This window comes from Achromobacter aegrifaciens, from assembly GCF_902859735.1.
Taxonomy (GTDB): Bacteria; Pseudomonadota; Gammaproteobacteria; order Burkholderiales; family Burkholderiaceae_B; genus Achromobacter; species Achromobacter aegrifaciens.
In genome coordinates this window covers 359,485-374,550 of the sequence record NZ_CADIJY010000003.1, presented here as the reverse complement: position 1 = coordinate 374,550, position 15,066 = coordinate 359,485, and the positions used below count along the sequence as shown (strand labels likewise).

The 15,066-nt window shown below is 63.0% G+C and carries 14 protein-coding genes; 6 read left to right on the top strand and 8 right to left on the bottom strand.

The features are described from left to right. Positions 1–92: 92 nt before the first annotated feature. On the bottom strand, positions 93–1,478 hold the full coding sequence (locus tag HV766_RS11765; protein ID WP_175181188.1) for an aminotransferase-like domain-containing protein: 1,386 nt from the start codon (positions 1,476–1,478) through the stop codon (positions 93–95). A 118-nt stretch (positions 1,479–1,596) separates the two neighbouring features. Between HV766_RS11765 and HV766_RS11760 the strand changes: the two genes are divergently transcribed. After that, a complete protein-coding gene (locus HV766_RS11760; RefSeq protein WP_054450343.1) occupies positions 1,597–2,457 on the top strand; it encodes a DMT family transporter in 861 nt (286 codons plus the stop codon). A gap of 31 nt (positions 2,458–2,488) precedes the next feature. Here HV766_RS11760 and HV766_RS11755 read toward each other — a convergent pair whose 3' ends face one another. From HV766_RS11755 to HV766_RS11740, 4 genes are all read right to left on the bottom strand, one after another. After that, on the bottom strand, positions 2,489–2,932 hold the full coding sequence (locus HV766_RS11755; protein ID WP_119449014.1) for a DUF695 domain-containing protein: 444 nt from the start codon (positions 2,930–2,932) through the stop codon (positions 2,489–2,491). A gap of 78 nt (positions 2,933–3,010) precedes the next feature. Beyond that, positions 3,011–3,952 (bottom strand): sensor domain-containing diguanylate cyclase, encoded by a 942-nt coding sequence (locus HV766_RS11750; RefSeq protein WP_054450338.1) that lies wholly within the window; start codon positions 3,950–3,952, stop codon positions 3,011–3,013. A gap of 129 nt (positions 3,953–4,081) precedes the next feature. Then, positions 4,082–4,954, bottom strand: coding sequence for an alpha/beta fold hydrolase (locus tag HV766_RS11745; protein ID WP_054451303.1), 873 nt, complete (start codon positions 4,952–4,954; stop codon positions 4,082–4,084). Between the two features lie 191 nt (positions 4,955–5,145). Continuing rightward, complete coding sequence (locus HV766_RS11740) at positions 5,146–5,727, bottom strand: CGNR zinc finger domain-containing protein (protein WP_054451302.1); 582 nt, start codon at positions 5,725–5,727, stop codon at positions 5,146–5,148. Between the two features lie 139 nt (positions 5,728–5,866). On the opposite strand from HV766_RS11740, the gene HV766_RS11735 reads away from it, so the two are divergent. From HV766_RS11735 to HV766_RS11715, 5 genes are all read left to right on the top strand, one after another. After that, positions 5,867–6,742 (top strand): leucine-rich repeat domain-containing protein, encoded by an 876-nt coding sequence (locus tag HV766_RS11735; RefSeq protein WP_175181187.1) that lies wholly within the window; start codon positions 5,867–5,869, stop codon positions 6,740–6,742. A 14-nt stretch (positions 6,743–6,756) separates the two neighbouring features. Further along, positions 6,757–7,275, top strand: a complete 519-nt coding sequence (locus HV766_RS11730; RefSeq protein WP_244300593.1) for a hypothetical protein — start codon at positions 6,757–6,759, stop codon at positions 7,273–7,275. 110 nt (positions 7,276–7,385) lie between these two features. After that, positions 7,386–8,456 carry a type IV toxin-antitoxin system AbiEi family antitoxin gene (locus tag HV766_RS11725; protein ID WP_125472435.1) on the top strand — a complete coding sequence of 357 codons (1,071 nt, stop codon included), beginning with the start codon at positions 7,386–7,388 and terminating at the stop codon, positions 8,454–8,456. Then, complete coding sequence (locus tag HV766_RS11720) at positions 8,444–9,316, top strand: nucleotidyl transferase AbiEii/AbiGii toxin family protein (protein WP_175181186.1); 873 nt, start codon at positions 8,444–8,446, stop codon at positions 9,314–9,316. Before HV766_RS11725 ends, HV766_RS11720 begins: the two co-directional genes overlap by 13 nt. A gap of 94 nt (positions 9,317–9,410) precedes the next feature. Continuing rightward, positions 9,411–10,640 (top strand): hypothetical protein, encoded by a 1,230-nt coding sequence (locus HV766_RS11715; RefSeq protein ID WP_175181185.1) that lies wholly within the window; start codon positions 9,411–9,413, stop codon positions 10,638–10,640. A gap of 131 nt (positions 10,641–10,771) precedes the next feature. Here HV766_RS11715 and HV766_RS11710 read toward each other — a convergent pair whose 3' ends face one another. Genes HV766_RS11710 through dsdA form a run of 3 tightly spaced genes read right to left on the bottom strand, consistent with a single transcriptional unit; the run spans position 10,772 to position 14,985 of the window. Continuing rightward, positions 10,772–12,295, bottom strand: coding sequence for a M81 family metallopeptidase (locus HV766_RS11710; protein ID WP_175181184.1), 1,524 nt, complete (start codon positions 12,293–12,295; stop codon positions 10,772–10,774). Between the two features lie 16 nt (positions 12,296–12,311). Further along, complete coding sequence (locus tag HV766_RS11705) at positions 12,312–13,631, bottom strand: MFS transporter (protein WP_054450320.1); 1,320 nt, start codon at positions 13,629–13,631, stop codon at positions 12,312–12,314. 40 nt (positions 13,632–13,671) lie between these two features. Next, positions 13,672–14,985, bottom strand: a complete 1,314-nt coding sequence (gene dsdA, locus HV766_RS11700; RefSeq protein WP_175181183.1) for a D-serine ammonia-lyase — start codon at positions 14,983–14,985, stop codon at positions 13,672–13,674. Positions 14,986–15,066: the final 81 nt, after the last annotated feature.

Here is a 15,066-nt window from a genome sequence, read left to right as displayed (position 1 = left end):
TCCGTCGAGAAAGCAAAAGGTATCAGGCGACACGGAAATTTTTCGTGAATGCCGGCTGCCAGTGCTTCAGGCAACCAACCGTGCCCCTTGCATCAAGCCGCGCTCAACGCCTTGGACAGCACCGTGAATATCCGCTCGTCCGTGGACTGCGCAACGTTGAACCGCAGGAAATCTCCCGCAGCCAGCGACTGGCTGAACGCATTTCCGGGAGCCACCAACACCCCTTCCTTCAGACACAGACGGGCCACCGTAGCCGCGTCCTTGCCCTCGGGCAGGCGGCACCACAGAAACATGCCCGCCCGGGGCGTCAGCCAGGGCTTGATGCCCAGCTTCAGCAACTTTGCGGCGGTCTTGTCCATCTGCTGCGCCAGGCGCAGCCGGGTCGACTCCATGTGGCGGCGGTAGCCGCTGCCCGTCAGCGTCCTGAAGATGATGTCGGCCGCCAGCCGGCTGCTGCCAAAGGTCGTGGCGACCTTCAGGTCGGTCAGGCTTTCCACCCAATCGGACCGCACCGCGATGTAGCCGCAACGCACCGACGCCGACACCGTCTTCGAGAAGCTGCCGATATGTATGACCCGCGACAGCCCGTCGAACGCAGCCAGCCGCGGCGCGGGCGTGTTCTCGAAATCCGCGAAGATGTCGTCCTCGACGATCACCAGCTCGGAATCGTCCACCAGCTTCAGCAGACGGTGCGCGACCAAGGGCGACAAAGTCGCCCCCGTCGGATTGTGTATGCCGGAGTTCGTGATGTAGAGCCGCGGGGAATGCTCGCGCAGCGCCGCTTCGAACGCCGCGACATCCGGACCGTTCGGCGTGTACGGCACCCCTACCGCCTTGACGCGATGCGCCTTCAACAGCGCATGGAAGTTGAAATAGCAGGGATCGTCCACCAGCACCGTGTCCCCCGGTTCCAGCAGAAAGCGCAGGATCAGGTCGATGGACTGAGTCCCCGAATCGGTCAGCATGATCTGCTCGGGCCCTGCCTCTATCCCCATGCCCGCCATGCGCCGCGCCAACAGCTGCCTCAGGGGCGCATGGCCCAACGGCGTTCCATACTCGGTCAGTTCCGCGGTTTCGGCGCGCGCCATGCCACGCATGGCGCGCCGCAACCCGTCTTCATACATCCAGCTGACCGGCAGCCAGCCGCAGCCCGGCCGCAAGCTATCCGCGTCCGCCGCCAGCGACTGACGCGATACCCACAGCGGGTCGACTTCCCGGTCCAGCTTCGGCCCCATCTCGGTCAGCGCCAACGGCGCCACCTGCCCGGCCACATAGAACCCGGAGCCGGGGCGCGACACCAGCACGCCTTCCGCCGCCAGCCGCTCGTAGGCTTCCACCACTGTGGACACCGATACGTCCAGCGTCTTGGCTTGCACTCTCACCGAAGGCAGCCGGGAGCCAGGCAAGGCTGTGCGGGCCGCAATCCGCCCCTGGATCTCGCCCATGACCTGCTTGATGAGAGTGCCGCCGCGCGCCATGGGATTCTCCGCCGTACTGGCTTTAAATACATAACAGTTTCTTGAAATTGTACTGGATTGTGCTTGGACTGCGCGCTCAGGCCGTGCTGTACTGGAGCCCGGTATCAAGGAGCTTCAGATGCAAAAGGCCACCAGCGGCTGGGTGAACGGTTTTATCGGCGTAGTGATCTTCGCGGGCTCCTTGCCCGCGACCCGGGTCGCCGTGGCGGACCTGGATCCCATTTTCCTGACCTGCGCGCGTGCCGCCATCGCGGGCCTGCTTGGCCTGGCCCTGCTGATGCTGCTGCGCCAACGCCGGCCTACCCTATCCGACCTCCCCTCGCTAGCGCTGACCGCACTGGGCGTGGTCGTCGGCTTCCCCCTGCTGACGGCGCTGGCCCTGCAGCACGTCACCTCGGCCCATTCCATCGTCTTCCTCGGCCTGCTGCCGCTCAGCACCGCGATCTTCGCCGTGATACGCGGCGGCGAACGCCCGCGTCCGCCGTTCTGGATGTTCTCCATCGTCGGCGCGGCTTGCGTCGCGGGCTATGCCGCCTGGGGCGGCCTGGAGGCCTCGCCCACCGGCGACCTGCTCATGCTCGCCTCCATCATCGTCTGCGGCCTGGGCTATGCCGAAGGCGCCAAGCTGTCCCGCAAGCTGGGCGGCTGGCAGGTCATCAGCTGGGCGCTGGTGCTGTCTCTGCCACTCATGCTGCCCATCGCGCTGTTGACCATGCCGGCCTCGTTCGAGCACGTCGGCACGCCGGCGTGGATAGGCCTCGCCTACGTGTCGCTATTCAGCATGCTTATCGGGTTCGTGTTCTGGTACCGCGGGCTGGCGCAGGGCGGAATTGCGGCGGTGGGGCAGTTGCAGTTGTTCCAGCCCTTCATGGGGCTGGGATTGGCTGCCGCGCTGCTGCATGAGCAGGTCAGCTGGACGATGCTGGTCGTGACGCTGGCGGCGGTGGTTTGCGTGGCGGGCGCCAAGCGCTATGCGTAGCAGGCGGCGCGCAAGCGCCGCCTGACCTCTTTCAATGAAGCTGATCTGAACCCTGGGGCTGCAAGCCCGACAAGGCATTCCAATCAGGATCCTTGTACATGCGCAGTTGTATGGGATAGACCGGGTGCCCCGCCAGGCATGCGTTGAATGCATCCAGGAAGGCTTCGACGTCACGCGTGTAGTAACGCCATTCCTTGTGGTGATTTCCAGTCAGGCAAGCCACCTGCACCCCGATATCGGAATTCTCAAAGCCTTTCTCGATGGCCTCTTCAAAGCTATTGTGGCTCTGCTTGTCTTCGTCATTGGGCATGCCGGACTCGATGCCCTGGTACGGCCAAGAGATGATGACCAGGTTCTCATTGATCTCACGATCAGTCGCCGACGGCAAGCCGGTGCGAAAGCGAACGATGACCGTCAAACCTTCGACCTGTGCTTCACCCACTGCCCACAGATCGCCTGGGAAAATACTGCTCATTGAATCAATTCCTGTATAGACGCCGGACCAGAAGGTTCAGCGCTTGTTACTGAGAAAACCTTGGATTCACGGTCGGCTCTACAACTGCACATGCTCGATGCGGTCCCGCCCGTTTTTCTTGGCTGCATATAGCTGCTGGTCGACGGCTTTGATGAAGCCAGCACGGTCGCTCTGTCCGTCTGGCACCGCCGTTCCGGCTCCAATGCTGACCGTGACGCGCCTGTCGTGCGGTGACAGCGCGTGCACGATAGCCTTTTTCTTGAGCAAGCGCTGGCAGCGTTCAGCGACTTTTCGCGCCACTCCGGCATCGGCTTCCGGCAGCAGCACGACAAACTCTTCGCCACCGTAGCGCGCAACGAGATCGCGAGGTCCATCCAGCGCCAAACTCAGGGTCTGGGCGATATCCACCAGACATTGGTCGCCTTGGGTGTGGCCATACAGATCGTTGTATTGCTTGAAAAAATCGACGTCGAACAACAGGATGGACAGCGGCTTTCGTTCGCTGCGCGCGCGCTCCCACTCCAATTCAAAACCGCTATCGAAGCGACGCCGGTTGGCAATATTCGTCAAACCGTCCTTGAAGGACAGCGCCTCCAGCTCCTTCTGCAAGGCCAGCAGCTTTTCCTCGGTCTTCTTGCGTTCGGTGATGTCGAACATGAAGCCGATCAGCGCTTCGACCTCGCCGCTGTCATTGCGCACTACGTGCACCACGTCCCGGATCCATACGTAGCCGTTTTCCTTGGTCAGCGCACGGTAGTCCGCCTCGTGGTCGACGCCGGCCTGGGATTGGGTGACGCAGAAATTCACCACATAGTCCCGATCCTCCGGGTGCATGCGCATGGCCCAGTCCTCCACGCTCACCCAGCTGGCGGCCTTCCAGCCCAGCAACGCCTCGATCTGCGGACCGATATAGGCGAATTGCTTCGTGGCCCAATCGATCTTCCAGGGAATTGCCTTGGTGGACTCGAGCAAGGTTCGGTACACCGCGTTGTCATCAAGAAGCGGGCTTTCGTTTGACATACCCTATCCATCCTCGATTCAAATGAACGGGCACTTTAGCGTGAATCCGTCGGCCGTGGCGTGTGCGTGATGAACGCCGAAAGGTAGCCGTATTGAAAAGGCCGCATTCGCGGCCTCTTTCAGAATCCCTCAAGGCGCCAACACCTCGATAATCCGGCGCCCGATATATGCCGCATGCGTCTCGAGCGCAAAGTGCCCGGTATCCAGCAACTCGACCTGCGCTTCCGGATTGTCCCGCTTGAACGCCTCGGCGCCGGGCGGTATGAAGAACGGATCGTGGCGCCCCCAGATAGCGAGCGTCGGGATTTTCGCCGCGCGGAAGAACGCCTGGAAATCCGGATACCGCTTCAGATTGTTGGCGTAGTCCAGGAACAGATCGAGCTGGATTTCCTTGTTGCCAGGCCGCTCAAGCAAGGCGGCATCGAGCGTGTAGCTTTCCGGAGCCACGTCGTCCGGATTGGCGACGCCATGCACGTACTGCCACTTCGTTCCTTCCAGGTTCAGCACGGCATCCGCGATGACCTGCCGGTTGGCCGCGGTCGGCTCCGCCCAATAGGCGCGGACTGGCGCCCAGGCATCGCCCAGCCCTTCGAGATAAGCGTTGCCGTTCTGAGAGACCAGGCCGGTCACCCGCTCGGGGTGGGCAAGCGCCAGGCGCAGCCCGACAGGCGCGCCGTAGTCGAAAACGTACATCGCATAGCGTTTCAGGCCCAAGGCATCGACGAACGCGCCGAGCGACACGGCCAAGTCGTCAAACGTGTACCGGTAGCCGCGCTCCCCAGGTACTTCCGTGAAGCCGAAGCCGGGCAGATCCGGCGCAATCACGTGAAAACGCGTGGCCAGAATCGGGATCAGATTGCGGAACTGGTGCGAAGAACTGGGGAAACCATGCAGAAGCAGCAACACGGGCGCATCGGGGTTGCCCGCCGCGCGATAGAAGAAGTTCAGGCCGTCGGCTTGCAAACGGCGCGTTTGGATCTGGTTTTCTGGGGGGCTGGACATGACGATCTCCGTGGTCTGGGGCTGGATCAATAGCCGAATTCCTGCAGGCTGTGCGGGCCATTCTTACGCCTTTTTAGTAACCCGTCAAATTAAGTTTTAATGGTTACCTAAATAGTTCAAAGCTATGACATGGAGAGACTCATTCAAAAAAAAATCCGGCCAGGCGGCCGGATGGGTGGGCTAGCAAGCGCTCAGGAAGCAGCGTCCTGGGCTTCTCTCTGTCGAAATGCCGCCACCTTGTGGCGGTTACCGCAAAGCGACATGCTGCACCACCTGCGGCGATGGGAGCGAGTACGGTCGTAGAACCAGAGGGAACAGAGCGGGCTTTCGCATTTGCGCACCAGCTCGAAGTCCCCATGCACGAGCAAGTCTGCGGCGGCCTCTGCGGCCGGAAGCAGCCATTGATCGGGCGTAGCCGCTTCATAGCGACGGGCAAGGCTGGGCGCGCCCGCCACCACGGAAACCTCAAGATGGCTGCCTCCGGCGGCGAGCGCCCGGTTGAGCGGGCTGAGCTTGAGCGGCAACCCGGCCTTTCTCTGGGCGACCAATGCGCGCACCGTCTCGCGCAATGTCCTCGCGGATTCGAGCAGACCCTTCGGGGTCTTGCGCTGGGCGGGCGAAAAACCCAAGGCCTCCAGCCAGGCTCGCACATCGTCGTCTGATTGCAGGCGATCGCGAGGGCCATCGTCGGATTGCTCGACGGTGTTGATCAGATCTAACGCCGCGTGGTCGCCAAGCAGGCGGAATTCTGGCGTGGGGGTAGTGGTGGTCATGATGTTCTCCATCTTGAATGTAACCACTTAGTTTGCGACTATCAAGTTACGGAGGAAGAGCATCCCATCGGTCATCGCACAGTTTTCCGCCCGGACGATGAGCACCGTAAACTAGCCTTTCACGGATTCGGAAAGCCACATGTCCTTCATCCCGTTTTCGATCCCTCTCCCGGACCGCGCCCAGACCTGGCGCTTCATGCACAGCCGCCAGCACTCGCAATTCGCCGGCGCGAATGAACGCGTCGTGCTCTACGATGCTCCGCCGCAAGAGGCCGTCCTGGCCTCGATCGAAGACGTGCATCTATGGGCGCCGCCGGGTGACCCGCTGCGCGAGCTGCCCGGACTCCTCGCCCGGCTGCCGGCGCTGGCGCACCTGTCCATCGGCCCCGGCGCGGTCGCGGGCAGCGTTCTGACGAGATTGCGCGCAGACATGCTCCCTGCCAGCCTGCGCCATCTTTCCATCCATCCCGAGCCTGGCACGTACACCTGGCAGGCCGGCCCGCTGCCCAGGCTGGAGGCGCTGACAGTGGGCGCCACGTTGCGGTTCGAGCCGGAAGACTTTCCGGCGTTGATTTCCTTGTCCATGGTCCCAGACCGGCGCGGCATGCTGCTGGACCGCGCCTTGAGCCTGCCGCTCAAGGAACTGAACCTTTGGAACGTGCCGTTCGATTCGTCGATATTCGACCGCATTGCGGGACTGCCGCTGTTGGCGCTGGGCTTGCTGGCGGGCCGTGGTTTGAAGACGCTGTCCGGCATCGAGCAACTGACAGGATTGCGCTCTTTGCGCCTGAAGAACCTTGGTGCGCTGGAGAAGATCGGTCCGATCAGCGCCCTTGAAAACCTGGAACGGTTGGACATTCAGTACTGCAAACGGATTGCGGATATCGGCGTGCTGGACATGCTGACCCGATTGCGGGAGCTGACGCTGGTCGGCTGCGGCGATGTGGGATTGGGCGAGTTGGCACAGACCTTGAAGGCGCGCTTGCCGCGCGCGAACATCGCGGCGACGCGATAGCCATGGCGGACCCGATGAGCATCTTGCACGAACGTTTCCTGGGCTTGCTTGCCGCGCGCGGCTGGACGGTGCTACGCGCGACGGCCATGGCTGCACCGGCTGACGCCTCGGAACACGCAGCGTTCCTGTCCTTGTACACGCAACTGAGCAGCGCGGACGATACGCGCTGGTTCCTGAGCGCGGCCGACTATGCCGGAACCGCCGACAGCGCCTTCGGGTGGGACGCCTTTCGCGACATCAGCCTGGAAGCCGCCATCAGCGATGCCGACCGGCACGCCGTCGAGACCTTCTGGGCGCGCCATGTGCCGATCTTCATGAGCGTGGACGGTGATTACGAGTTTCTCGCGATCGACCGGATTTCGGGAAGGATCGTGCATGGCGTCGAGCCCGAGTTCGAGGCGGTCAGCGAGGTGGCCAGCGGTCTTGGAGACCTGTTTGAGCAGATGCTGGCGGATGGCGAGGCGGCTGCGTTGCTGGGCTGCTCCGACTGGCCAACACAAGCCCCTGCGACTCAAGGAAAGGGCGAAGCGTAGAACGCAGACCGAATTTCATTGATTTTTCCTATTTCAACACGGGCTTAAAATAACTATTCCAGTGAAACTATCGTTGACACTTTCACTGAAAATGCTATTTTTAGCAGACGATGAAAATGCACAATCCAGTGAAAATCGATGATCAAGCTGCGAGTACCCTCCGATCGCTGTTGGAGGAAATACCCGCCGTCGAGAGCCTGGAGGTCACTCTCGTCCCTCGGAATCCAAGCTCAGCAATCGAGCTCGCCGCCCAACTGACGACATTCGGCAACCGGCACAAGCTGGTCGCGACGGTACTGCCCAGCGGACAACCGCGGCACGCGCGCCTGGCCGTACTTTCGTTGCGTGAATACGTGGGACGGCAGTCCGATCACGTTACGCCCATATTGATTGCGCCTTATCTGTCGCCGCAGGTTCAGGAGTTGTGCCGCGAGTTCGGCGTGGCGCACCTCGATTTCGAAGGGAATGCTCGGCTTGCCTTCGCTACCATCTTTATCTCACGGCAGGTAGCCAAGAAGCCGGTGATAGAACGGCGGGGACTGCGGTCGCTGTTCAAACCGAAATCAGTCCAGATACTCAAAGTCATGCTGCGCAAGTCGTCCCGCGGTTGGCGGGTTGCCGAATTGGCGCAAGCCGCGGACGTCAGCCTGGGGCACGTCAGCAATGTGCGCAATAGCCTGCTGGATCGCGAATGGGCGAAGCTGGGCCCCGAGGGAATGTTCCTGTCTAGGCCCGACGCACTTGTGGACGCCTGGCGTGAAGCCTACGAATCTCCGGCCGGTCAACGGCTGACTTTCTATACCACTTTGCACGGAACGGCGTTTGATGCGGCGCTGCACGATGGGTCACCCGGCGCGACAAGCCAGATCGCACGCGCTTCGTTCACTGCAGCCCGCTGGCTGGCGCCGTTTGTACGGACTGGCACACACTATTTCTATGCTGATGCTGCAGGCCTTGAACTCCTGCGATCACGACTCAAGCTCGAAACCGCCGGCAAGGGAGAAAACCTGGTGGTGACCGTACTGGACGATCCGGGGCTGTTCCGTGACACTGTGCAACCGGCGCCCGGCGTGGTCTGCACCAGCCCAATCCAGACCTATCTGGACCTCAGCGTGGCAGGCGAACGCGGACAGGAGGCCGCCGATCACCTGCGACGGGAAAGGCTCCAATGGCACGAATGACGCGTGGCGCGGCACAGTTAGCGAGCGAGTACGACGACCGCACAACGGCGGCAGTCAAATCCGTCCTTATCGAAATCGGACAGATCCTTGGAAGCTTCAAGGGACGTTTTGCCGTCGTAGGCGGCGCCGTGCCATGGCTGCTGCTGGGCAATGAAGACATGCCCCACGTCGGCACCCTGGATGTGGACCTGGGTTTGGATGCCGAAGCGCTGGGCGATGGTCAGTACGCGCACCTGGTCGAATCGCTGTTGAGCCAAGGGTATGCACAGCGCAAGGAACTCAGGCGATTCCAACTGGTGCGACAGATCCAGGCGGACGACGGCGGTCCTGCCATTGATGTAGTGATTGACTTTCTCATGCCCAGGCAAGCCGAGATCGTGAGGAACTCGCCTGCGCTGATCAGCGAATTCGCGGTACAGCGCGCCGATGGAACGGATCTCGCGCTACGGTTCTACCAAATGGTCGCTATCGCTGGATCGATGCCTAACGGCGGAACTAACCGCGTTGAAGTCGCCGTCTGCTCCATCCCGGCGCTACTCGCAATGAAAGGCCACGCCATCCAAGGCCGCTACAAGCAAAAGGACGCCTACGACATCTATTACTGTATCCGCAACTATGCCGGTGGCGCCGAGGTGCTGGCGGACGATTGCCTCCCTCTGCTGCAGCATGAGTCCGGCGTCAAAGGCTACACCTACATCGCAGCCAAGTTCGATACCGTCGATGGCTTCGGACCAACTTGTGTGCGTCGGTTTGTCGAGGACGCGAATGTGTTGGGAGAGCGAACCGCGGATCAATGGCAGCAGGATGCCTTCGGGCAAGTGGACGCTTGGCTGCGGGCTTTGGGACTGCGGACTCAATAGCAGGTTCAAATCTCGCAAACGCTCACCACATCGCCCGAAAACCTAGATTTCTTCCATCAACGCAGTCGCCTCGCGGCCTTGGATGCTCTCTCAGATGCTTCGCTCACTCTCCGCCCCCAGCCATTCATACCTCACCGCGCTGACGCTTTCCATGCTATTGCTGACCGCAGCCCAGGCCCATGCCGCGCCCCGCACCGTCTACACCGGAACACTGCAAGGCGCCGGCGACATCGTGCTGGAGCTGGACACAGAAGCGGCTGCCGACGGCACCTTGACCGGCCGCTACTTCTACGCCAGGCACGGTGTGGATATTCCGCTGCGAGGCACGGCCAAGGAGCTCTTCGAACCGAAGCCCCGCCAGGAAGGCAAGCCGGCGGATCAGGCCGCAAGCTGGCAAGGCACGCGCGATTCCAAGGGCTATCGCGGTCTCTGGACCGACGCCAGGAGCGGCAAGCAGCTACGCTTCGACCTGAAGCAGGTTGCGCAATACGACACGGAGCAGCTGGAAAAAGACCGCATGCAGGCCCGCGCCAGTCAGGTCAATCTCGGCGACATCGATGTCCAGGCAGGCATCAACGCCACGCGCGCGCCCTACGAGACGCTGAAACTGTCTGGACACGCCCAGCCCGTCGGCAAGGAGATCGGCGACGGCGCCGTGGCCTATCGCATGTGGCGCGACCCGCGCACCAAGTTCAGCTATCCCCGGCTGAGCCGGCATCCCGATGCGCAGGTCCTGCAGCGCACGAACACTCTGCTGGAACAGCGTCATTGGCAGAAGAGCCTGGGCGCGCTGGGTTGCATGGCATCGGCCTACACCAGCGACAATCCCGGAGCGGGCACGCTGGGCGGGTTCGATGAAGAAGCCGTGCACGTCACCTGGCTGTCGCGCGCGCTGATGACGGTGACCGAATCGGGCAGCCTGGACTGCGGCGGGGCCCATCCGTACAACCATTTCGAACCCTATACCTACGATCTGCTGCGCGGCGAGTACCTTGACTGGAATCGCGTGTTCGACGCCTATGTGCCGGGCAAGCGCAGCTTCGGCGGCGAAAAAAGCCCTGCCCTGCTCGCGCTGGTGCAACAAGCGGTCAAGGCGGGAACAACGGTCCAACAATCCGAGGATCGTCCCAATCTGGAAGACTGCGCGGACCTCTGGCCAGACTATCTGGCGCTAGGAGTCCAGGCGCCCGGCGCGCTGAGCCTGTCCGTGTCCGGGGTCGGGCACTCGGCGGGCGCTTGCCTGGGCACGCATGCCAGCGTACCGTTCACAGCGCTGGCGCCTTATCTGAAGCCGGGCGGGCAGGCGTATCTGGCGACAGATTGAGCACGCCGGCGGACTGTCCGCCGGCCTGAATCATCGTCTGCATGCCGGCGGGTCAACGGCCAGCAGTCGCCGTACCAGGAACAGTCCTGGTTCAAAGAGCACTTCGGCAAGTCATCGTAGGTGCAAAGCCGCTACGCGTTGGAATACGGCGCGTAGTCGGCGATGTCCGCCAGCGGCCAGTATTCGCCTGCGAGCCGTTCCCGTGGGAACGAGGTGATGTCGGCAGTGCTCAAGCCCACGCTATCGACAGAGATGATCTGCGCCGCAAGGCGGCGGTAGCCCGCGCGGAAATGGTTGGCGCCCTTGATGGCGATCAGCTTGTATGCGGTCACGTCGATGCCATGCAGGAAGAATGGCTCCTCGTCGTAGATCTGTTCGGCGCGCGAGGCGACAATCACGTCCACGCCCTGGATGACCAGGCGGCACATGGCGCCGAGGTCGAAGCGCACACCTTCGAACATCGAGCCCGCGCGATTGACGAAGCGGCCGTCGGTGATGGCTTTCACATAGGCATGCACCCGCAGCGGCTGCCCCTGGAAGCGGCCCTGCTTGGCGCCCAGCGACACGCTGATGGTCGCGCCGACGCCGGCCTGGCGAGCCTGCTCGACGACGGACGCATCGTTGATGGAAGCGAAGCAGCAGGTTCCGGCCACGGGTTTGGCGTCCAGGATGGCGCGCAACAGGTAGGTGCCGTCGCCGGGCGTGCCGCCGCCGGGGTTGTCCGCGTACTCGTTGACGACGACGGGACCGTGCGAGGCGGCCAACGCCATGGCGACGCCCTGCTCCGGGCTTGGCAGTGACGGCCGGAACGCTTCGCGGTGCGACCAGATCCATTGCGCGACTTCATTCGCGCAGCGCTCTGCCAGCGCCTGATCGCCCGCCGTGGTGCAGACCACGGCCGGGCAAGGCGCGGCGATATCCGCAAGGGGAAAGCCGTGGAACCACGAACAGTCGATGACCCCCGGCAGCGCAGCCAGCTTGGCGCATACGGCATTGACCTCGGCGGGAATGAAGCCTTCCTGCGTCGTGACGATGTAGGGCAGCATGGGCAAGAGGCGCATGGCGGTTGCCGGCTTGAGGCGGCCGCCGATGATCTCGAGCAACAGCGCCACCGCCTCGACCGCTCGGTCGTGAAAGTCAGTATGCGGATACAGCTTGCAAGGCAAGGTCAGATCGCAAGCCTGCCGCATGGCCTCGGTCATGTTGCCATGGAGGTCATAGACAGCGGCAATCGGGACATCGGCGCCAACCAGCTGGCGGACCGCCAGGCACAGATCGCCTTCGATGTCCTCGATGCCATCGGCGACGCCCGCGCCATGCAGCGCCAGCAACACTCCGTCGACAGGCAGAGCGGCGCGGATACCGTCCAGGATTCTGCGTTTCATTTCGGCGTAGGCCTGGGCCTCGATCGTGCCCGAGGGCGTGGCCTGACCGACGAAGGTGTAGCTCAGTTCGGCGCCCGTCTGCCTGGCGCCTTCGATGAAACCGCCGACCTGGTGATTCGATTTGTCGAAGGCTTGCAGTATCTCGTCCCCGCCGTACTGCTCGAACGCGCGCAACGGCGTCTGGCCGGCGACCTCGGCGGCATAAGTATTGGTTTCATGGATCAGGCCGGCGACGGCAAGTCGCGGCGCGGCATCTTTAACGTTTTCCATGGTGTATTCCTTGCCTTCAGCGATTGACTTTCTTGGGGTCGAAGCTCAGCGCAATCAAGGCGCTGACCAGGAGCGAACCCGCGATGATGTAGATGGCTGGCGCGGTGCTGTGATAGATGTCGCGGATCCAGCCGATCAGGTAGGGGCTGACGAAACCGCCCAGATTGGCCAGGCTGTTGATGATGCCGATCGACGCAGCCGCGGTGGCCCCGCCCAGGAAGGCGGTGGGCAGCGTCCACATGATGGGAGAAAAGCTGATGATGCCGGCGGCGGCCACCGACAACGAGATGACGGCCAGCGTCAGGTTGGTGCCGGCGGACACGCTGGCGACGAGTCCCGCCGCGCCGAGCACCAGGATGAAGACCAGGTGCCAGCGGCGTTCGCGGCGCAGGTCCGAACTGCGCCCGACCAGGACCATCGCCACCATGGCGACCAGATACGGAATGGCGCTCAGCAGGCCGATGCGCAAGCCGCCCTCGGCGCCGGCATCCTTGATCAGCGTGGGCAGATAAAAGCCCAGCGTGTACAGCGCCATCATCGCCGGAAAGGTCATGGCGACGATCTTCCAGATGCGCGCGTCGCGCAGCGCCTGCAGCAGCGGCATGTGCTCGCGGCCCGCGTTGTCGGCAGCGATGTCCCGCTCGATCAGCTGGCGTTGTTCCGGCGTGAGCCACGCGGCATCCTGTACGCGGTTGGTCAGGATCAGCAGCACGCCGATGGCCAGCGGAATGGTGGGCAGCGCTTCCAACACGAACAGCCATTGCCAGCCGGGGTGTCCGCCGACCAGATGGAATCGTTCCATGATCCAGCCCGACAGCGGGTTGCCGATAAGACCGGCCACCGGTATACCGGCCTGGAAAATGGCCGTCATCTTGGCGCGGCGGCGGTTGGGAAACCAATAGGTCAGGTAAAGGATCACGCCTGGGTAGAACCCGGCCTCGGCCACGCCCAGCAGAAAGCGCACCGTGTAGAACTGCCAGGGCGCGGTGACGAAGGCCATGATGCCGGACAGGATGCCCCAGGAGATCATGATCCGCGCGATCCACAGGCGCGCGCCCACGCGGTGCATGATCAGGTTGCTGGGGACCTCGAACAGCATATAGCCGATGAAGAACAATCCCGCGCCCAGGCCGTAGGCGGCCTCGCTGAACTGCAGGTCGGCCAGCATGTTCAGCTTGGCGATGCCGATGTTGATGCGGTCCAGGTACGCGACCACGTAGCAGAGCATCAGAAAGGGAATGAACCGCAGCGCGACCTTTCTGTAGGTCGCGTCTTCAAAGGCTTGCTGGTCCGGGCGCGCTGCGCGGCCGGCGGGGAGGGTTGCACTTCCGCTCACGGGTTTTCTCCTTGGTATGTCGTTTTTTGGGTGCTGCGGCTTATGCCGCGCGGCGCTGGCTGAGTTTCCTGGCGTGCTCCTGGAAGCCGCGCAGCGCTTCAGGGGGCACCAGCGAACCGCCGGTGGCCCAGATGACATGAGTGGCTGCGGACATATCGGTGCCCGACGCATAGACCTGCCCTGCGGCAGAGTCCAGCCAGCCAGGCCCCGAGACCGCGGCCGCGGCCGACGGCTCGACCTCGACGCCCAGGGTGTCTTTCAGCGCCAGCAGGTTCAGGTAGAGCTCGTCATCCGACACGGTGAAGACGCCGCCTAGCTGGGGCCTCATCAGCGACGCCACCAGTTCGGAAGCCTGGCCCACGGCCAGGCCATCGGCCTCGGTGCGGTTGTCCAGGCCGATGTCGTAGACCGACACGGGGGAATCCGCGCCCGATGCCAGCTGCACCAGAAAACACGGCGACGCGACGGGTTCGGCGAAGAAGCAATGCACGTTGGGGCCGAACAGCGCCTTCAGGCCATGGCTGATGCCGCCCGGCGCGCCGCCGACGCCGCAGGGGATGTACACGAACAGAGGGTGCGCCGCATCGACCACGCGCCCTGCTTCAGCCAGTTGCCGCGCCAGTCCGCGGGCCGCTGCGGCATAGCCGAAGAACAGCAGCTCGGATTGCTCATCGTCGACGAAATGGCTGCGGGGCGCGGCCAGCGCCTGCGCCCGCCCGGCCGCGACGGCCTCGGCATAGTCGCCGGCATGCTCCACCACGCGCACGCCACGTTTGCGCAAGCGGTCCTTCTTCCATTCCTTGGCATCGGCGGACATATGCACCACGGCATCGAATCCCAGCGCGGCGGCCATGACGCCGATGCTCATGCCCAGGTTGCCGGTGCTGCCCACGGTCACGGCATACTGGCTGAACAAGGCGCGAGCCTGCGGCGTCGCCATGATGCGCCTGTCCGTCGCCTCATCCTTGAGCAGGCCGTGCTCCAACGCGATCGACTCGGCAATGGCCAGCACTTCGTGAAAGCCGCCGCGCGCCTTGATGGACCCGGCGACTGGCAGTTCATCATCGCGCTTGAGATACCAGCTGCCCGACACCTCCCCGGCGCCCAGCGCCTGCTGCAAGGCTTTGGCGGGCATCAGCCGGGACTCGACATGCCCGCCCGCAGCGGCAAGCTCGGGAAACAGCGCGGCCAGCAGCGGCGCGCAACGCACCAGGCGGTTTTCGGCCTCATCGATCAGGGCCAGGGACGGCGCGGAGCCGGGCAAGAGCCCTCCCCTAGCCGGGTTGAGCCATAGCAAAGGCGTTCTTGATTGAAGATTTTCTAATAGCTGAGGATCGAAATTGGCGGTCATCATGGACTTGCGGGTTGATGGTTCGGCGCAAATCGTAGATTCCGAAGGCATGCAAGAATAGCGATCATTTCTAATTCAGCCATT